At 71.7% G+C, this 15,785-nt stretch carries 13 protein-coding genes; 5 read left to right on the top strand and 8 right to left on the bottom strand.

The features are described from left to right. Positions 1-91: 91 nt before the first annotated feature. Complete coding sequence (locus DDQ41_RS08085; protein WP_109293869.1) at positions 92-1,246, bottom strand: isopropylmalate synthase; 1,155 nt, start codon at positions 1,244-1,246, stop codon at positions 92-94. 304 nt (positions 1,247-1,550) lie between these two features. Between DDQ41_RS08085 and DDQ41_RS08090 the strand changes: the two genes are divergently transcribed. Continuing rightward, the gene (locus DDQ41_RS08090; RefSeq protein ID WP_109293870.1) at positions 1,551-2,708 is read left to right on the top strand and encodes an acyl-CoA dehydrogenase family protein; all 1,158 of its coding nucleotides are present in this window, start codon (positions 1,551-1,553) and stop codon (positions 2,706-2,708) included. A gap of 139 nt (positions 2,709-2,847) precedes the next feature. Further along, the gene (locus DDQ41_RS08095) at positions 2,848-4,089 is read left to right on the top strand and encodes an acyl-CoA dehydrogenase family protein (protein ID WP_109293871.1); all 1,242 of its coding nucleotides are present in this window, start codon (positions 2,848-2,850) and stop codon (positions 4,087-4,089) included. 120 nt (positions 4,090-4,209) lie between these two features. On the opposite strand, the gene DDQ41_RS08100 is transcribed toward DDQ41_RS08095, so the two are convergent. Together DDQ41_RS08100 and DDQ41_RS08105 are read right to left on the bottom strand one after the other, a co-directional pair. Then, positions 4,210-4,887 carry a response regulator transcription factor gene (locus DDQ41_RS08100; protein ID WP_109293872.1) on the bottom strand — a complete coding sequence of 226 codons (678 nt, stop codon included), beginning with the start codon at positions 4,885-4,887 and terminating at the stop codon, positions 4,210-4,212. A 514-nt stretch (positions 4,888-5,401) separates the two neighbouring features. Continuing rightward, positions 5,402-6,082: a ScbR family autoregulator-binding transcription factor gene (locus tag DDQ41_RS08105; protein ID WP_281278220.1), complete on the bottom strand. Its 681-nt coding sequence runs from the start codon at positions 6,080-6,082 to the stop codon at positions 5,402-5,404. Between the two features lie 110 nt (positions 6,083-6,192). On the opposite strand from DDQ41_RS08105, the gene DDQ41_RS08110 reads away from it, so the two are divergent. Beyond that, positions 6,193-7,101 carry a ScbA/BarX family gamma-butyrolactone biosynthesis protein gene (locus tag DDQ41_RS08110; RefSeq protein ID WP_109293874.1) on the top strand — a complete coding sequence of 303 codons (909 nt, stop codon included), beginning with the start codon at positions 6,193-6,195 and terminating at the stop codon, positions 7,099-7,101. A gap of 137 nt (positions 7,102-7,238) precedes the next feature. Here the strand turns inward: DDQ41_RS08110 and DDQ41_RS08115 are convergent, their stop codons facing one another. Beyond that, complete coding sequence (locus DDQ41_RS08115; RefSeq protein ID WP_109293875.1) at positions 7,239-8,000, bottom strand: glucose 1-dehydrogenase; 762 nt, start codon at positions 7,998-8,000, stop codon at positions 7,239-7,241. Positions 8,001-8,366: 366 nt separating this feature from the next. Continuing rightward, positions 8,367-10,799, bottom strand: coding sequence for an immune inhibitor A domain-containing protein (locus DDQ41_RS08120; RefSeq protein WP_109293876.1), 2,433 nt, complete (start codon positions 10,797-10,799; stop codon positions 8,367-8,369). A 456-nt stretch (positions 10,800-11,255) separates the two neighbouring features. Between DDQ41_RS08120 and DDQ41_RS08125 the strand changes: the two genes are divergently transcribed. Next, positions 11,256-11,564: a hypothetical protein gene (locus DDQ41_RS08125; protein ID WP_109293877.1), complete on the top strand. Its 309-nt coding sequence runs from the start codon at positions 11,256-11,258 to the stop codon at positions 11,562-11,564. Here the strand turns inward: DDQ41_RS08125 and DDQ41_RS31850 are convergent. Both DDQ41_RS31850 and DDQ41_RS08140 read right to left on the bottom strand, forming a co-directional pair. After that, complete coding sequence (locus DDQ41_RS31850) at positions 11,550-12,377, bottom strand: RDD family protein (RefSeq protein WP_174720269.1); 828 nt, start codon at positions 12,375-12,377, stop codon at positions 11,550-11,552. The genes DDQ41_RS08125 and DDQ41_RS31850 overlap by 15 nt on opposite strands. Positions 12,378-12,547: 170 nt before the next feature. Then, positions 12,548-14,050, bottom strand: a complete 1,503-nt coding sequence (locus DDQ41_RS08140) for an RDD family protein (protein ID WP_109293880.1) — start codon at positions 14,048-14,050, stop codon at positions 12,548-12,550. A 315-nt stretch (positions 14,051-14,365) separates the two neighbouring features. Here DDQ41_RS08140 and DDQ41_RS08145 point away from each other — a divergent pair, with 315 nt between their 5' ends. Further along, on the top strand, positions 14,366-14,863 hold the full coding sequence (locus tag DDQ41_RS08145) for an SsgA family sporulation/cell division regulator (RefSeq protein WP_109293881.1): 498 nt from the start codon (positions 14,366-14,368) through the stop codon (positions 14,861-14,863). Between the two features lie 228 nt (positions 14,864-15,091). Here the strand turns inward: DDQ41_RS08145 and DDQ41_RS08150 are convergent, their stop codons facing one another. Further along, complete coding sequence (locus DDQ41_RS08150) at positions 15,092-15,475, bottom strand: VOC family protein (protein WP_109293882.1); 384 nt, start codon at positions 15,473-15,475, stop codon at positions 15,092-15,094. Positions 15,476-15,785 lie beyond the last annotated feature (310 nt).

Consider the following 15,785-nt stretch of genomic DNA (forward strand, 5'->3'; position numbering starts at 1 on the left):
GACTCCGGTGGTGTGAGGAGATGGAGGGCACGGGCACGGGCATGGGGTGGGCAGGGGCAGGGGGTGGGCACGGACAGGGGCAGGGGGCGGGTCATGCGGCCTGGAAGTCGATGGCCGCCTTGCGGATGGCGTCCCGGTCGAGCAGCGGGCCGCCGTCGCGCTCCTGGCGCTCGGTCAGCCACGCGGTGAAGGCCTCGACGTCGACGAGCACACCGGATTCTCGGAGGGCCCATGTGACGAGGGCGGGAGTGAGTCGGGTACGTACCCGCAACTCGCGCTGGTTGCCCACCAGTTCGGCCGGCAGCGTCTCGTACGCCTCCGGGTGGGTGAGCTGGCCCGGCAGCTCGTACGCGAAGGCGTGCGGTGTGGTCGGTCCGGACTGGAAGGCCTCGCCGAGCCCGGCGCCTCCGAGGGCGATCCGGGACAGCTCGGTCAGCCCGCTCAGGTCGAAGCGGGTGTCGCCGTGGACGACACGCAGTGCGGTGAGCAGCTCGGCCAGGGGGGCGTTGCCGCCGCGCTCCCCGATGCCGCCGACCGTCGCGGAGATCCACTGCGCCCCGGCCCGGACGGCGGCGAGCGAGTTGGCGACGGCCATGCCCAGCATGTTGTGGGAGTGGATCTCGATCTCGGAGCCTTCGATCGCGGTGAGGCCCGCGATCACCCGCTCCATCTGCCAGGGCGAGAGGCAGGCGACGGTCTCCGCCAGCCGGAACCGGTCGGCGCCGGCCTCGAAACCCGCGGTGACGTAGGGGACGAGCCGCTCCCGGGGGGTGCGGGCGCCGTCCTCGCCGCTGAAGGTGACGTGAAAGCCGCGCTCCTTGGCCTGGGTGATCGCGGAACCCGCCAGTGCGTGCAGGAACCTGGCGCTCGGCGAGCCCAGTTTGAGCTTCGCGTGCTGCTCCGAGGTGGGGATGGAGTACATGATGTGCCGCACGCCGAGGCGCTCGGCCTCGGCGAGGGCCGTGGCGACCTGCCGTCGGTCGCGCACGACCACCAGGGTCATGCTGCGCTCCGGACCGACGGCCTCGTGGGTGGCGAGGATCAGATCGGCGTCCTTGGAGTTCGGGCCGGAGACCATCCCGACCTCGACCAGCTCGACACCGGTCCGGACCAGCAGGCGGGCCATGGCCGCGGCGTCCCCGGGACGGAACTCGACGCCCGCCATGTGGGCGGAGTCCCGCAGTGTCGCGTCCGACAGACGGGGGCGCCCCTGCGGGAGAGCGCCCTCTGGCTCTGTACCGTCCATTGCGTTTCCTCCCTTTCCGCTCCTCGAATGGAGGAGATGCGGTGCGGATCGGTGAACATGTTGCGCGGATTGCGTGTGAGGGAGCAAGGAATCCTGTGTCAGGACTGTGTCAAGCACTGTGAGGCACTGTTAAGCCGAGAAAGCAGTGTGAACTCCCCGCGCCCCGCGGGAAGATTGCAAGAAATCTCTGGCCAGAATGTTCGGGACCACAGCGCAATTGGCCATGATGGCCCTACCTCATTGATCCGCACCGCCCTATTCATGCGGCTCTGGACGATCCAGTGACAGGAGAGGAAGGAATCCGATGCTGTTTCCGTATTCCCCCGGCGAACGCGGCACCGAGGGGGCCCTGGCCGAACAGACCCGGGAACTGGCCGACCGCGTCGTACGGCCCACCGCGGCCGACCGCGACCGGGACCGCAGCTGGGACCCGGCCCTGTTCGCGGAACTGGCCGACGCGAGGCCCGGGCTCACCGGACCCCTGGTACCGGGCCGGCTGGGCGGTGGTGGCCTGACCGCCGCCCAGACCTGTGCCGTGCTGCAGGGCCTCGGCGAGGGTGCCCGCGATCCGGGCCTGGCCCTCGCGGCGGCGGTGCACGCGGCCCTCGTCACCGTGCCGCTGCGCGCCTTCGGCACCGCAGCGCAGCAGCGGCGCCGGCTGCCGCGGATGGCCTCCGGCGAGTGGGTGGGTGCCCTGTCGCTGCGTCAGACGCAGGGCGCCGCCCTCGCCCCCGCGGTCACCGCCCGGCCCGCGCCCGACGGCTGGGTGCTGGACGGCGCCCTCGACCTGGTCGTCGGTGCGCCCCTCGCCCGGCACTTCCTGATCGTCGCCGCGCATCCGGACGGCAGTGGCCGTACCGCGTTCCTGGTGGACCGCGGTACGGCCGGGCTGCGCGTCGAGGACGTTCGGCCGGAGGCCCTGCGGACCTGCCCGTGGGGCGGTCTGGCGCTGGACGGCTGTCACGTCCCGCACGACGCCGTGCTCGGCAGCCCCCACGGTGCCGCGACCGAGGTCGAGCCCCTGCTGGCGGTGCTGAGCTGGGTGTTCTCCAGCGCTCCCTGGCTCGGCGTGATGCGGGCGCTGACCCGGGACGCGGTGGAGCGGGTCCGCGGGGACCGCCTCTTCGACCGGCCCCTGTCCCACTTCCAGTCCGCCCGCCTCACCCTCGCCGACATGGCCATCCAGTGCGAACTGGCCGCCGGGCTGCTCTACCGGGCCGCCGGCCAGTTCGACGGCGGCGGGCGGCCGTCGCAGCGGGACGCGGCCGCGGCCCGGCTCTTCGTGGCCGGTGCGGCCCGGACCGTGGTCGAGGCGGCGGCGGGCCTGACCGGGCCGGCCGACGGCACCGGGGACGGACTGATCGAACGGGCCCACCGCGACGCGCTGTTCTTCGGCACGGTCGGCGGCGGCGCGGAGGTGCTGCGCCCGGTCATCGCGGCCTGCGAGCTGGGACTGGGCTGACGACCGACCGCCCGGACGGCGCCGGGACCCGGCACCGGACCCGGCACCGGACACGCAACCGAGCACGGCTCGGAACAGGACACCGAACAGGACACCGCGAACACGAGAACACCCGAACACGAAGGGAGCAGTCACCGACGTGAACGTCCACCGACACGGCACCGACGCCGCACCGACCTTCCCCGGCACGGCCGCACGGGCCGCCGAGACCGACCTGACAGCCCGCATACCGGCGCAGAACTGGAAGGAGGTCGTCGACAGCGGCTATCTGCGGCTCTTCCATCCACCGACGGTCGGCGGCACCGGCGCCGACGGCGCCGCCCAGGTGGCGGCCATGGAGTCGCTGGCCCGGGCCTGCCCCAGCACCTACTGGTCCGCCACCGTCTCCGCGCTGCTGTGCGCCAACCTGATCTCCACCTACGGCGACCTCCGGGTCCACGGGCAGCTGCTGGAAGGACTGCTCTCCGGCCGTCTGCTGGCCGCCTTCGCGGTGGTGGAGACGACCGCGGGCAGCGACGCGGGCACCTATACGACGACCGTGCGTCCGGCCGGGGAGCCGGACGGCGGCTTCGTGATCGACGGGGAGAAGTCCCGGATCACGAACGCCCCGGACGCGGACGTCGCGGTCGCTCTGGCCCGGCGCGAGAAGGCCGCCGGCGACGACGGCCCCGACTGGTGCCTCGCGTTCGTGGACCTGCGGCAGCCCGGAGTGCGCCGCTACGACATCCCGCGCATGGGGCTGCGCGGCATGCCGTGGGGCGGCCTGGTCTTCTCCGATGCCCGGGTCTCGGCGCAGGACGTGGTGCCGGTCCCGCTGGACGAGCTGTCCGAGGGCATGACCTGGGGTTGGCTGCTGGTCTCGGTGGCAGCCGTCGCCGTCGCCGAGTCGGCGCTGACCGCCTCGGTACGGCATGCCGGCGAGCGCGTCTCCTTCGGTCGGCCGCTGGCCCACATGGAAGGCGTCCAGGCGCAGATCGCCCAGTCACGGGCGCAGATCGACGCCGCCCGTCTGCTCGCCCGGCGCGCGGCCGGGGAACGGGCCGCCGGACGGTCGGCCAGGAGCCTGATCGCCATGCTCAAGATCTACGCCACCGAGATGGCCGTCGACGTCACCGCGCGTGCCGTGCAGATCCACGGGGCGAGCGGCGTCACGCAGGGGCACGAGGTGGAGCGCCTCTACCGGGACGCCCAGATGAACGTGATCGGCGCCTTCGCCTCGAACCGGCTGCGCGAGCAGGTCGCCGAAGGCATGGGCCTGGGCCCGGCGGTCTACGAGCCCTTCGACTGGCTCAGGCCGAGCGGCCTCGGCGACGCCGCGGTGGGCCTGGACGCCTCCGACCGGTCCGCAGACGCCTCCGGCCGGTCCGCAGAGGCCGCCTGACTGAGACCCCGAGACCCCTGGACCGCCGGCGGCCGGAATGCGGGCCGCCGGCGGTCCGAGGTGTTTCCCGTACCGGAATTCACCGCGTTCGCACCGTGGGGAGTTGTCGCCGGTCGACGGCTACCCCCGCCCCATCCGGTAGCCGACACCGCGGACCGTGATAATCCAGCCGTGAGAACCCAGCTTGGCTCGTAAACTCCGCACATGGGTGTCGATCGTGCGGCTGGAATCCCCCCACCGGGAACCCCAGACACGGGCCATCAGCTCCTTGCGGGATACGACGGATTCCGAGTTGGCGGCCAGCATGTGCAGCAACTCGAATTCCTTGGCCGTGACGTCCACCGGTTCGCCGTGAAGCCGGATCTCCCGCGTTGCGCCGTCGATCCGCAGCGGACCGACGGACAGGACCGGTTCCCGTTCCGGTCGCGGGTAGACCCGACGCAGTACCGCCTCGATCCGGGCCATGATCTCGCGCAGACCGCACGAGACGACGACGCAGTCGTCCGCTCCCGCCTGAAGGGCGAGGACGCGGTCCAGCTCGTTGTCGCGCGCGGTGAGAGACACGATCGGCTTGTCGTCGACCTCACGGATCAGCCGGCAGACCTCCAGGCCGTCGATATCGGGGAGATCGAGGTCCAGAAGGACGAGATCGGCCTGCGTATGGGCGCTCAGGGCCTTCGCCCCCGACTCGACCCTGCTGGCGACGTAGCCCTGGCGGCGTAGCTCCCGCACCCGTTCCTCGGCCAGTTCGGCACTGTCCTCGACGACCAGCACGCGGAAGCGGCCGGTTTCGGCCACCGTTCGGCCCGGCAGGGTGCCGCCGCTCCTCGACCTCCGCACGTACCCCGAACGAGCCGGTTGCGCCGCGTGCACTCCCACCGCTCCCCCTCTCGTGTACTTCCGCACTTCCAAAAGAACACACGTCCTGTTATTTGTACAGCCAGGACCTACCAACAAATGCCAGCATAACTAGACGAATTGGACAGATAAAGTTGCTCGGCATACTCGGCATCAGGGCCAGATCGGACCTAAAGCCCAAAACAAGTGGCTAGAAAACCGAACGCAAGTGGGAGTAATGTCCCTCGCAGGGCGACCGCACAGGGCTCAAACGGCCGGCTTTCGCCAGCCGCATCACCATGGTCGACCCGCGAGCGACATGCGACATCGCTCGGACGGCATCATATGCTGGGGGTTGCATATGCGAATCAAGTGTGGCTTGCACGGAGAAGGAACCCGTTCCGCCCCGGCAAAGCGCCGGGGCTGCGCGCGGACGAACCGCACACAGCCCCGGCAGCGGCGGGGGAAGGGCCCGTCACTCCACCGCGGAGGTCCGGCTCTGCTCCTTGAGCAACCGCTCCGCACGGTAGGGCGAGGAGTCGATCCGGGCGAGCACGGTCGGCGTGACGACGTTCGGCAGCACCAGCTGGTACAGCACCGAGATCTCCTCGGCCAGGTCCAGATCCTCGCTCATCGCCTCGCTGACCAGCTGGACGCCGGTCCATGATCCGACGACCGTGCGGGAGACCACGGCGGGGTCGGCGTGCGGGAGCAGTTCGCCACGCTGCTTCGCCTCGGTGAGGAAGCCCTCCCCGACCGCCACCCAGTCCGGCCACCGCGTGCCGAACAACCTGCGGGCCTTGGGGTCGACGGACAGGCGGATGGCGGCGTGCAGTATCGGCTCCCGCGGCACCCGGTAGGCCAGCAGCAGGCCCAGATCCACCCACTCCTGCACCTTGAACGCCTGCTCCCGCAGGCCCTCGCGGGTCACGGCCTCGTCGAGCACGGCACGGGCGATGTCCTCCTTCGAGGCGAAGTGGAAGTACAGGGCCCCACGCGTGAGGCCCGTCCGTTCAACCAGCGCGGCGATGGTCGCGGCGTCATACCCGACCTCGTTGAAAAGGCTCGCCATCGACTCCAAGATTTGATTGCGAGTGCGAATTGCACGATCTTGCTTCGCCACGCCGCACCTCCGTCCTTCATCCAGGCGTGCCATCGGTTCCGGCACGCAAGCCCCGTCGAAATAACCGGACCTTCGGTACGTTATCAAGGCGCACCGCGGGTTCCGGCAGCAGTGTCCGCAACCTTGCGCTCTAGGAGGGGTCCATGACCGGGTCCACGGATGCGTCAGTCAGCCCGCTTCCCCGTCTCCACACGGGCTGGAGAGAGAAGATTGGTGAGTACACGCATCTTACCCACGGTGCCACGCTGCTGGTCGGAGACTGGCGGAAACAAGGCCCTGACACCCACCTCATATCCGTTCGCTGGCCCTCCAACAACACGACCGGCGGCGCCGATCCCCGGCTGCTGGCACAGACCGTCCGGCAGTGCGGACTCCTCGTCGCCCACGCCGCGTACGGGGTCCCCACCGGCCACCACACCCTGCTGCACTCCCTCAACATCACCACGGAACCGGGCTTCCGCGCCGGCGAGGGGGCCTCGTTCGAAGTCCGTCTGACGGTCACCCGGGCGGAGAGACGTTCCTCCACGTTGAGCATGGTGCTCCACATCCGCAGCCGGGACCGCACCGTGGCCATCGCCGACACCGTCTTCGCCTGGGTGTCTCCCGCGGCGTACCGGCGGATGCGCGGTCGGCGCCTGCATGTCGACTGGGCCGGCTGGCCCGTACCGGACCCCGCCGCCCCGCACCTGGTCGGCAGACTGCACCACGGCGACGTCCTCCTGGCGGACGGCGGGAGCCGCGACCGGTGGCGGCTGCGCAACGACGTCTCCAACATCCTGCTCTTCGACCATCCGGTCGACCATGTGCCCGGCCTGGTCCTGCTGGAGGCGGCACAGCAGGCGGCGCACGCCCTCACCTACCCGGACCCCGTGGAGTTCACCGACGTGTCCATCGAGTTCGCCCGGTACGTCGAGTTCGACGAGCCCTGCTGGCTCACGGTCGAACCGCTGACCACGCTCCTGCCCGAGTGGTCCTCGCTCCGGATCGCCGGCCGGCAGGGCGAGCGAGACGTCTTCCGGGCCCGGCTGAAGGGGCTGCGGCCCGCGTCGTGAGGATCGGCCCTTCGGCCCCGGCGGCGGGACGGCGCCCCGCGGGACGAGTAGTGCCGCCCGCCACCGCGTTCCCCGTGAGGCACCCGGGGAAGCGGCGGCGGGCGGCGGCGGCCCGCCGACCTGCCGGTCGCGGGGGATCAGTGGTTGACGAAGCCGCCGTCCACCGGCAGCACGGCGCCGGTCAGAAACGGACAGCGGTCGCTGAGCAGCCACGCCACGGCGGCCGCGATCTCCTCGGGTTCCGCGGTCCGGCCCTGCGGCGTCACGGAGTGCGCCACCTCCTCCAGCCCGGGGTTGCGGGTGAACCAGTCGACGGTGATCTCACTGCGGGTGGTGCCCGGTGCCACCGCGTTCACCCTGATGCCCTGCTTCGCGTACTCGTCCGCCGCCGCCCGGGTGAGGCCCACGACGGCGTGCTTGGACGCGATGTACGGTGCGGCGGCCGGAATGGCCACGAGGCCGCCCACACTGCTGTTGTTCACGATCGCACCACCGCCGCGCGGCAGCATGGCGGCTATCTCGTGGCGCAGGCAGTTCCAGACGCCCCGCACGTTGACGTCCATGATGGCGTTGTAGACCTCGTCCGGCATCAGATGCAGCGGAGTGCGGTCGCCGCCGACCCCCGCGTTGTTGAAGGCGGCGTCCAGCCTTCCGTACGTGGTCACCGCGAAGTCGACCACCCGGGCGGCGTCCGCGGACACGGTCACGTCTCCCACCGCGTAGGCCGCCTCACGGCCCCCGGCCCGCAGTTCGCCCACCACCGCGGCCAACCGCTCCTCCCGCCGGGCGGCCAGAACCACGGCCGCACCCTCCCGGCTGAACACCCTCGCGGCCGCAGCACCGATACCGCTGCTCGCTCCGGTGATCAAAACCACTTTGTCCGTAAGAAGTTCGCTCATGAGCGCATTGTTCCGATACCGGCACGGCAAGCCCTGGAAGCCTCCTCGAGTCCCCGGGTTGCGGCTCTGCCGGGTACCCGGCAGAGCCGCAACCCGGGGACTCGGCCGGTGGCGAAGGGCGCGCCCCGGCGCGGCCGTCCGGTCGGACGAGCAGGGGACGTTCCGGGAGCCGGATCCCCTCCGGGAGCGTGTCGGAGTCTCCCGCCGGGCACCGCGGTGGACCGCTCACGGCGGCGGTGTTCGCGGACGGATGCCCGCCCACGACCGGGCGGCCGGGCAGCCGGGCAGCCGGGCAGCCGCGACGACGGAGCGGGGTGTCCGCGCGGCGAACGCGCGGACACCCCGCTCCCGGTGCGGTGCTCCGTACTACCTGACCGAAGGACCGACCCTGACCGTGATCGTCTGGCCCTTCTTCGGCTCCTTGACGATCGAGATCCTGGTGTTGGTGTCCGGGACCTGGACACCGGCGGTCGGGTTCTCCTCGAACCAGTAGACGCCCTTGCGGTCGTCGAAGACCGAGTTGCCCCTGTGCGCCGCGATACGCGTGGGCACATCCGCCTTGTGCAGGGTGAGGGCGTCCGAGCGGAACCTGCTGAAGGTCGAGTCGAACGACTGGATGCGGTTGCGCATCAGCGTGCCGTCGGCCCACTTGAGGGCCCCGGGGTTGGCGTCGACCGGAAGGATCAGGCCCTTGCCCGGGTGCTGGCTGGTGTTGTTGTCCTTCTGCGAGGTGTCCCACAGCCAGATGAGCAGGCCGTTCTGGTACGGGAAGTGCTCGACCCAGCCGTCCTTCGGCGCCTTGAAGCCGAAGTTGTACGGGCCGACCTCGAGGGTCTGGTCGTACGAGACGTACTGCCGGTTCTCGGCGATGTAGTACTGCTCGTACTCGTCCGTGAAGGACTCGCCGATGCGGGAGAAGCCCTTGGCGGTCCAGCCGGGCGCCTCGGTCTCGGCGTCGTCGCTGAAGAGCGGGGCGCCGTCCGCGGTGACGACGATGCCGTCCGCGGCGAAGCCCTTGCCCGCCACACCGCCGTCCGTCTGGTAGCGGAAGCGGATGTCGACCTTCTCGCCTGCGTACGCGTCGAGCGGGTACACGAGCTTCCTGTGCGTGTCCGACGGGCCGGTCAGCGCCGGCTTGTCGGAGGCGTCGCGGGTGATCGCCGCACCGTCGGCGGTGCCGTCCACGGCGGTCCAGTTGGCGCCGCCGTCCGTCGACACCTCGGTGTAGAGGTAGTCGTAGTCGGCCTCGATGTCCCACCACCCGGTGAGCTCCAGCGACGCGGTGGACTTGCCGGTGAGGTCGAGCGAACGGGTCAGGGTGTTCCTGAGGTCGTCACCCATGTCGCTCCACCACTGCATCGAGCCCTCGGCGGGCTCGACGACGCCGGTGGTGACCTTCTTCTTCGGCAGCTCGACCACGAGGGCCTGCGGGTTCCTGGTGTTGTACTCCGCCACGCCGAGCTTGTGCTTGGACGCCGTCGCCGCCTTGGCCTTGGTGTAGTTGAGCCAGCCGAGCTGCAGCTTGTCCCAGGCGGTCATGTCACCGGGCATGTCGCCGATGGAGTCCTCGCCGGTGCCGAGCCAGGAACCGGACGACATCAGGGACCAGAAGCCGGTCGAGTTCTCCCCGCCGCCGGAGGTGTCGTACAGGTCGGGCAGACCGAGGTCGTGGCCGTACTCGTGGGCGAAGACGCCCAGGCCGCCGTTCTCCGGCTGCATGGTGTAGTCGCCGACCCAGATGCCGGTGTCGCCGATCTGGGTGCCGCCGGCCCTGTTGTCCGCCGGGCCGGTCCGGCCGGCGTCGGTGCCGTAGGCGTACCAGCGGTGGGCCCAGAGGGCGTTCGGGCCCTCGGCGCCGCCGCCGGCCGACTCGTCCTCGCCCGCGTGGACGATCTGGAAGTGGTCGATGTAGCCGTCGGGCTCGTTGAAGTCGCCGTCGGCGTCGAAGTCGTAGCGGTCCCACTGGTCGTACTGCGCCAGGTCGGCCTTGATCTGGGCGTCGGTGCGGCCCTTGGCCTTCTGGTCCGCGGTCCAGGCGGTGACCCCGTCGCGGACCGCGTCCCACACGTTGTTGCAGTTGGACTGGCCGCAGTAGTTGGAGCCGTAACGGGCCTCGTTCCAGTCGACCTTGACCCAGTCGGAGACGGTCCCCTCGACCGAGTACCGGCCGGAGGAGGTGCGCTCGTAGTAGGTCTTCAGCGAGTGCTTGGGGTTCCCCTTCTCGTCCTCGCCCTCGCCGAAGTACAGGTCCTGGAAGTGCTGCCGGTCGTAGTCCTTCTGCCAGGCGGTCGAGTTGTCCACCGCGCGGTCCGGCTGGGCGATCCTGTTGTGCAGCGGACCGGGGGTGCCGCCGTACTTCTTGACGGGCGGCTTGGGGCCGTCGCCGTCCGGGTCGTACATCGTGGTGTCGTCGACCTTGTCGCCGAACTCCACCAGGATCGTGAAGATCTTGTCGGTCTTCTCCCGGCCCAGCTCGACGTACTTCTTGTCGTCGAGCTTCACCACCTTGGACGCGCCGCGCTGCTGCACGGTCGCGTCCCCTGATATGACCTGCTCGAGTGCCGCCTGGCGCTGCCGCGCCTGCTGCTCGCTGAACGGGCCCTCGAGGTCGTGGTCCACGTGGCCCTTGTGGGCCTCGTGGTGGTCGGAGCCGGGCGCCGGGTCGTGGCGCTCGACCCCGGGAGCCCCGGAGGGCCTGCTGTCCGCCTGGGCCGTCGTGAGCGCCGCGGCCGTTGCCCCTGTCGTGGCCAGGGCCACGAGCACCGCGGACGCTCTGAACGCCCTTGTCCTGCCTGTCACTTGAAGGTGTCCTCCCCCGCGCGCCGGCGTACCGCGGTCCAAGGGAATGTGGGGTGGATCCGCTCGCGGCAGCGCGTCACAAGTGACAGCATTCGACCGGAGTTGACGGAGAAAAACCAGACCTTGACTTGCACAGGCCAATTGCACTATGCAGTAGCGCGTTTCCGGATAGCGGACGGCCGGCCACCGCCACGAGCCCGCAGCACGCCCGCAGCGCAGCCCGCCACGAGCCCGCAGCGGCGACCCTCCCGCGCACGGCCGCCCGGTCAACAGGTGCATGCGCCCGGCCGGTTCCCGAGACATGTGACTCGATGCGCCCCCGGTGCACCGGCACCGTGGGTCAGGTCACGCTTACCACCGGTTCCTCTCGGGCATCCACCCACGTAGGGCCGCCGGACAGTGCGGCCCGTCGCGACACACCACCGACATCGATGCTTTCGAGGGACGGAAACCGTCATGCCGCGTCCGACTGCCGCACAGCTCGCCTACGGTTCGGCCACCGTCGTCGTCTCGACCGTCGCCATGCTTCTGCTCTTCCGTACGACGACGGCGCTCGGTGTGGCCGTCGTCGCGGTCGCCGCGCTCGCCCTCGGACTGCTGGTCGCCGTGACCGTACCGGCGCCGGGCAGGGCGAAGGCGGCACGCACGGCCGATCGAAGCCGTGCGGCCGCCTTCGAGGACCGCTCCCTACCGGAATCCGCCCGGGTGCCCGCCGCCCGCGGCGCGGCCCGGCACGGGGTCGGGCAGCACTCAGCCCGCCGTTGACACCACCACCGTCTTGGCGGCCTTGTCGTGCAGGCCCTGCTTGTACGGCTTGTCCACCAGGATGAAGACCAGCAGCAGCAGCGGCCACAGGCAGGGGCAGCAGATCAGCTGCGGCAGCCAGAGCACCACGGCGCGGGTCAGGGACGATCCGGTGTCGGGCGTGCTCCCGTCGTTGAGCATCGCCACACGCATCTTCATGAGCTTCTTGCCCAGCGTCCGTCCCGACTTGCGCACCATCAGGGTGTCGTAGCCGACGAACGCGACGATCGCGATGACCTGGAACACCCACCCGCCGGTGTTGCCGTCCGCCACCCAGTCACCGAAACCGTCGCCCGACGTGACCCTGTTGTAGATCCCGAACGGGATGCCGATGAACAGCAGCGGGATGGCGACGATCAGCCAGTCGATGACGCGCGCGAGGATGCGCTTGGCGGAGTCGGCCATCGGGGGCATCCCGTGCAGCGGATCGCCGCCTCCGTAGGGGTCGCCGCCGTACGCGTGCGGATCGTACGGCGGAGGCGGGGCGCCGTAGGGCGAACCGGCCCCGGGCGGCGGGGCGCCGTGCGGACCGCCGCCGGGGGGAGGGGTGCCGTAGGGGCCGCCGCCACCGGGAGGGGGCGCGCCGTGGGGACCCTCACCGGGCGGAGGGCCGCCGGGCGGCGGCTGCCCACCCGGCGGCTGCCCACCCGGCGGCGGCTCGCCGGGTGGCGGCCCGGCGGGGGGCGTGGGCTCCTGCGGCTCCTGCGGCTCCTGAGGCCTCTTGCGGAACGGATCGTCCTCGGGCGGCGGGCCGGGCGGCCGGTCGTTGCTCATGGGGGCAGTGCACCCCGCGGCACCGGGCCCCGCAACGGCTCGGGAGCCGTTCGGGGGACGGCGGAGCCCGCGCGAGCCGCGAGCCGAGAACCGCCAGCCGTCAGCCGTCAGCCGTCAGCCGTCAGCCGCGAACGGCGAACGGCGAACGGCGAACCGTCGGCCGCGAACCTTCAGCCGGCCACGAACGTATGCGCCGCCTTGTCGTGCCAGCACTGCCGCCACGGACGGTCGACCAGGCACCACAGCACGTTGAGGACACCGATGACGAGGACACCGAGGAGGCCGTGCACCAGCCAGCGCAGCAGGGCCGCCACGAACGACGGCGGCTCGTGCGACTCGATGTCCCGCACCTGGAGCCCCAGCAGCTTCTTGCCGGCAGTGCGCCCCCATCTGGCCGTCGGCAGCGCCTCGTAGAGCGTGCCGAGCACCAGCATCGTGATGAGCGAGAGACCGAGGTGGAAGCCGGTGGTGCCGTCGATCAGCCAGACGGTCACCGTCTCCCCGGACAGCTTCGCCGCCTCGATCTTCTCGTCGATGTGCGTCAGCGCGGCGGACACGAACGGGTACGTCGCCGCACCGACGAGCGCGCCCAGCACGGCGGTGTCGAACAGCCGGGCGGCGAAGCGCCTGCCGATCGCGGCGGGCCGGGCCGCGGCCTGGGCCTGGGCCGCCAGCAGGAACGGATCGCTGACCGGGGGCTTCCAGGGAGCGACCGGCGGCTCCTCCTCCGGTTTCTGCGCCAGCCGGTGGACCTGCTGCGCCCAGGAGGCCGACCCGCCGCCCGGCCCCGGGGACACCGGCGGCTGCTGGGCCGCCGGCCGCCGGGGCTGCGGCGAACGCTGTGCGGGAGGGGGCGGCTGCTGGGCGGGCACCTGCGGCGGCGCCTGCGCGGGAGGCTCGGCCGGTGCCGCCGCCGACTGCGCGGGAGGCGTCATCGTACGGGTCGTCATGGCGCCCTCGGCGGGCGGCGTGCCGGGCTGCGGGCGCGGGGGGCGGCTCGCGCCGGTGCCGTCGGGCGCCGGAAGCCCGGGCTCGCCCGCGGGCCCGCCGACACTGCGCACACCGGGCAGGGCGCCGCCGGTCGGGTCCGCACCGGTGCCCGCGGCCTCCGGGTCCTCGTCGTCGACGGCCGGGCTGCCGGTCGCCCGGCCGAACCGGATCCCGGGGTGTCCCCCGCCCTCGCCGGCACCGGCCTCCGGCGGGCCGCCGGCGCCCGGGTCCTGCACCGCGGAGCCCGGCGGGTCCCAGGCCTGGCCCGCGACCGGTGCCGAGGCATCCGCACCGGAGCCCGGAAGGCCCCCGGGGCGCGGGCCCTGCGGTGCGCCCCAGGAGACCCGGCGGTCGCGGTCGCCGCCGAAGCCGCTCTGCCGCGAGGCGTCGGCCTGCCAGCCGGAGGACGGCTCCGGGTCCTCGTCCAGGAAGACGGGGCCGGTCTCCTCGACCGCCGGAGCATGGGGGACGGGTGCTCCCGGGGCGCTCGGGGGCGGTGCGGGGGCCGCGTGCGCGGAGGGTGGGGACGCCGGCATCGTCTCGCCGTCCATGGGCGCCGGACGGCTGGTGCCCGGCACCCACGCCGTGCCGTTCCAGTACCGGACGTAGCCCGGGATGGACGGATCGGGGTAGTAGCCGGGCGTGGGGCTGCCGTCGCCGGTTGCCGGGGTGGGGGCGCTCATCACCGTGGTCCCGTATCTCCTGGAAGACATCGAGGGTATCGAGGGGGGTCTAGGGGTCTAGGGGTCTAGGGGTTAAGGGGTCTAGGGGTTGAGGGGGGCGATTCAAGGGTCCACATCTATCAGACCGCCGCACCGTGCCGGGCCCGTCCCGGGGTAAGGCCCACTTTCCGGTAACGCTCCGCCGTACCGGTGCGTCCGTGCACCCCGCCACTGAGACTTTGGTGGCGGAAGTCGCGTAATAGTCGGCGGGGATGGCGCTCTCCCCCTGTGTGGCCCGCTCCGGGGCCTCGTACCAGGAAAGGAAGTCGCAGCCTCATGGACACCGTGGTGGAACGCGAGCTGGAGCTCAAGCTGGTCCTGTCGCCGGAGCGCAGTGTCCCCGTGCCGGCCAGGCTCACCTACCGGGGGGACGACGCGTATGCCGTGCACATCACCTTCCACATCGGGTCCGAGCGCCCCGTGCACTGGACGTTCGCACGCGAGCTGCTGGTGGAAGGGGTCTTCCGGGCGTGCGGGGAGGGTGACGTACGGGTCTGGCCGACGAGGGACAACGGGCGCAAGGCCATCCGGATAGCGCTGACTTCACCGGACGGCGACGCCCTCCTGGAAGCCCCGTCCGCGCAGGTGTCCGCATGGCTCGAACGGACCCTGCGGGCCGTTCCGCCGGGCACTGAGGCCGAACACCCCGGTTTCGAGGAGGAGTTGGTGGAGCTGCTGGCGCCCGCCCCGGCCGACGGGCGCGGCGGCCCCTCCCCCGGCCCCGGCGGTGAGGGCCCCCGGGCCGCGAAGGAGCCGACGGAAGGCGAGGCGTAGCCGGGGCGGTCGCGGGAGGGGCGGGCGGGGCGGGCGGGGTCCCGGGGCGGAAGACCCCGGGGTGAGGTCGCCGGACCCCGGGGCGCCCGGTCCCCCCTGGCCGGGCGCCCGGGCGGCCGGGCGTCCGCCTGCCGCCCGGGTGTCGGCCCCACCTTCCGGATGACACCGACGGGCGTTCTCGGGAGTCCGCCTGCCGCCCGCGTGTCAGGGCGTCAGGGCGTCAGGCCCTCAGACGTAGGTGTGCGTGATGAACTCCAGGGAATGGCCGTCGGGGTCGTCGATGTAGACCCCGCGGCCGCCGAAGAGGTGGTTGATCCGCTGCGGCTCGGCGTGCGCCGGGTCGGCCCAGTACGGCAGCCGGCGCTCCCTGATCCGCCCGAAGATGTCGTCGAACTCCTGTTCGCCGACGAGGAAGGCGAGGTGCTGCGAGACGATCGGCGCCTCCGGCGGCTGCCCGTCGAGGTAGTCGAGGGTGACGCCGTTGGCGAGCGGGACGCTGGCGAACGGCCCGAAGGGCTTGGGCTCCGGTGCGTCGATCAGTTCGGTGAGGAATCGGGCCGCCGCGAAGCGGTCACGGCTGTGGACGATGGTGTGATCAAGTCGTGCGGGCACGTCTCCTCCATTCCTCGGCCTTCCTCGGCCTTCCTGGGCCTTCCCCCGGCCTTCCCCTCCACGCTATGCGCGGAGCCGTGCCCCTTCCATCCGACCAGGGTCCCGGTCCCCGTGGTCCTTCGGACCTAGTGCCGCGTCAGGCAGGGTTCGCCCGTCAGCAGCGGTGCGGAGCGGCGTCCGCTGCGGTGGATCGCAAGGCGCCGGATCGACCTCGCAGTGGTTCGACTCGGTTGACTCGGCAACGCGTGCGAGGCGCCGTGCCGGGCGTCGCGGGCGGGGCAGGCGTCGACTGGTGCGGCACCGGGGCGTG

Source organism: Streptomyces spongiicola (assembly GCF_003122365.1).
Taxonomy (GTDB): domain Bacteria; phylum Actinomycetota; class Actinomycetes; order Streptomycetales; family Streptomycetaceae; genus Streptomyces; species Streptomyces spongiicola.

What these genes read in the sequence shown, in the direction of transcription:
- DDQ41_RS08085 (WP_109293869.1), bottom strand. Translation starts at nt 1,246, where the DNA reads ATGGACGGTACAGAGCCAGAGGGCGCTCTCCCGCAGGGGCGCCCCCGT.
- DDQ41_RS08090 (WP_109293870.1), top strand. Translation starts at nt 1,551, where the DNA reads ATGCTGTTTCCGTATTCCCCCGGCGAACGCGGCACCGAGGGGGCCCTG.
- DDQ41_RS08105 (WP_281278220.1), bottom strand. Translation starts at nt 6,082, where the DNA reads ATGGCACGCCTGGATGAAGGACGGAGGTGCGGCGTGGCGAAGCAAGAT.
- DDQ41_RS08110 (WP_109293874.1), top strand. Translation starts at nt 6,193, where the DNA reads ATGACCGGGTCCACGGATGCGTCAGTCAGCCCGCTTCCCCGTCTCCAC.
- DDQ41_RS08115 (WP_109293875.1), bottom strand. Translation starts at nt 8,000, where the DNA reads ATGAGCGAACTTCTTACGGACAAAGTGGTTTTGATCACCGGAGCGAGC.
- DDQ41_RS08125 (WP_109293877.1), top strand. Translation starts at nt 11,256, where the DNA reads ATGCCGCGTCCGACTGCCGCACAGCTCGCCTACGGTTCGGCCACCGTC.
- DDQ41_RS31850 (WP_174720269.1), bottom strand. Translation starts at nt 12,377, where the DNA reads ATGAGCAACGACCGGCCGCCCGGCCCGCCGCCCGAGGACGATCCGTTC.
- DDQ41_RS08140 (WP_109293880.1), bottom strand. Translation starts at nt 14,050, where the DNA reads ATGAGCGCCCCCACCCCGGCAACCGGCGACGGCAGCCCCACGCCCGGC.
- DDQ41_RS08145 (WP_109293881.1), top strand. Translation starts at nt 14,366, where the DNA reads ATGGACACCGTGGTGGAACGCGAGCTGGAGCTCAAGCTGGTCCTGTCG.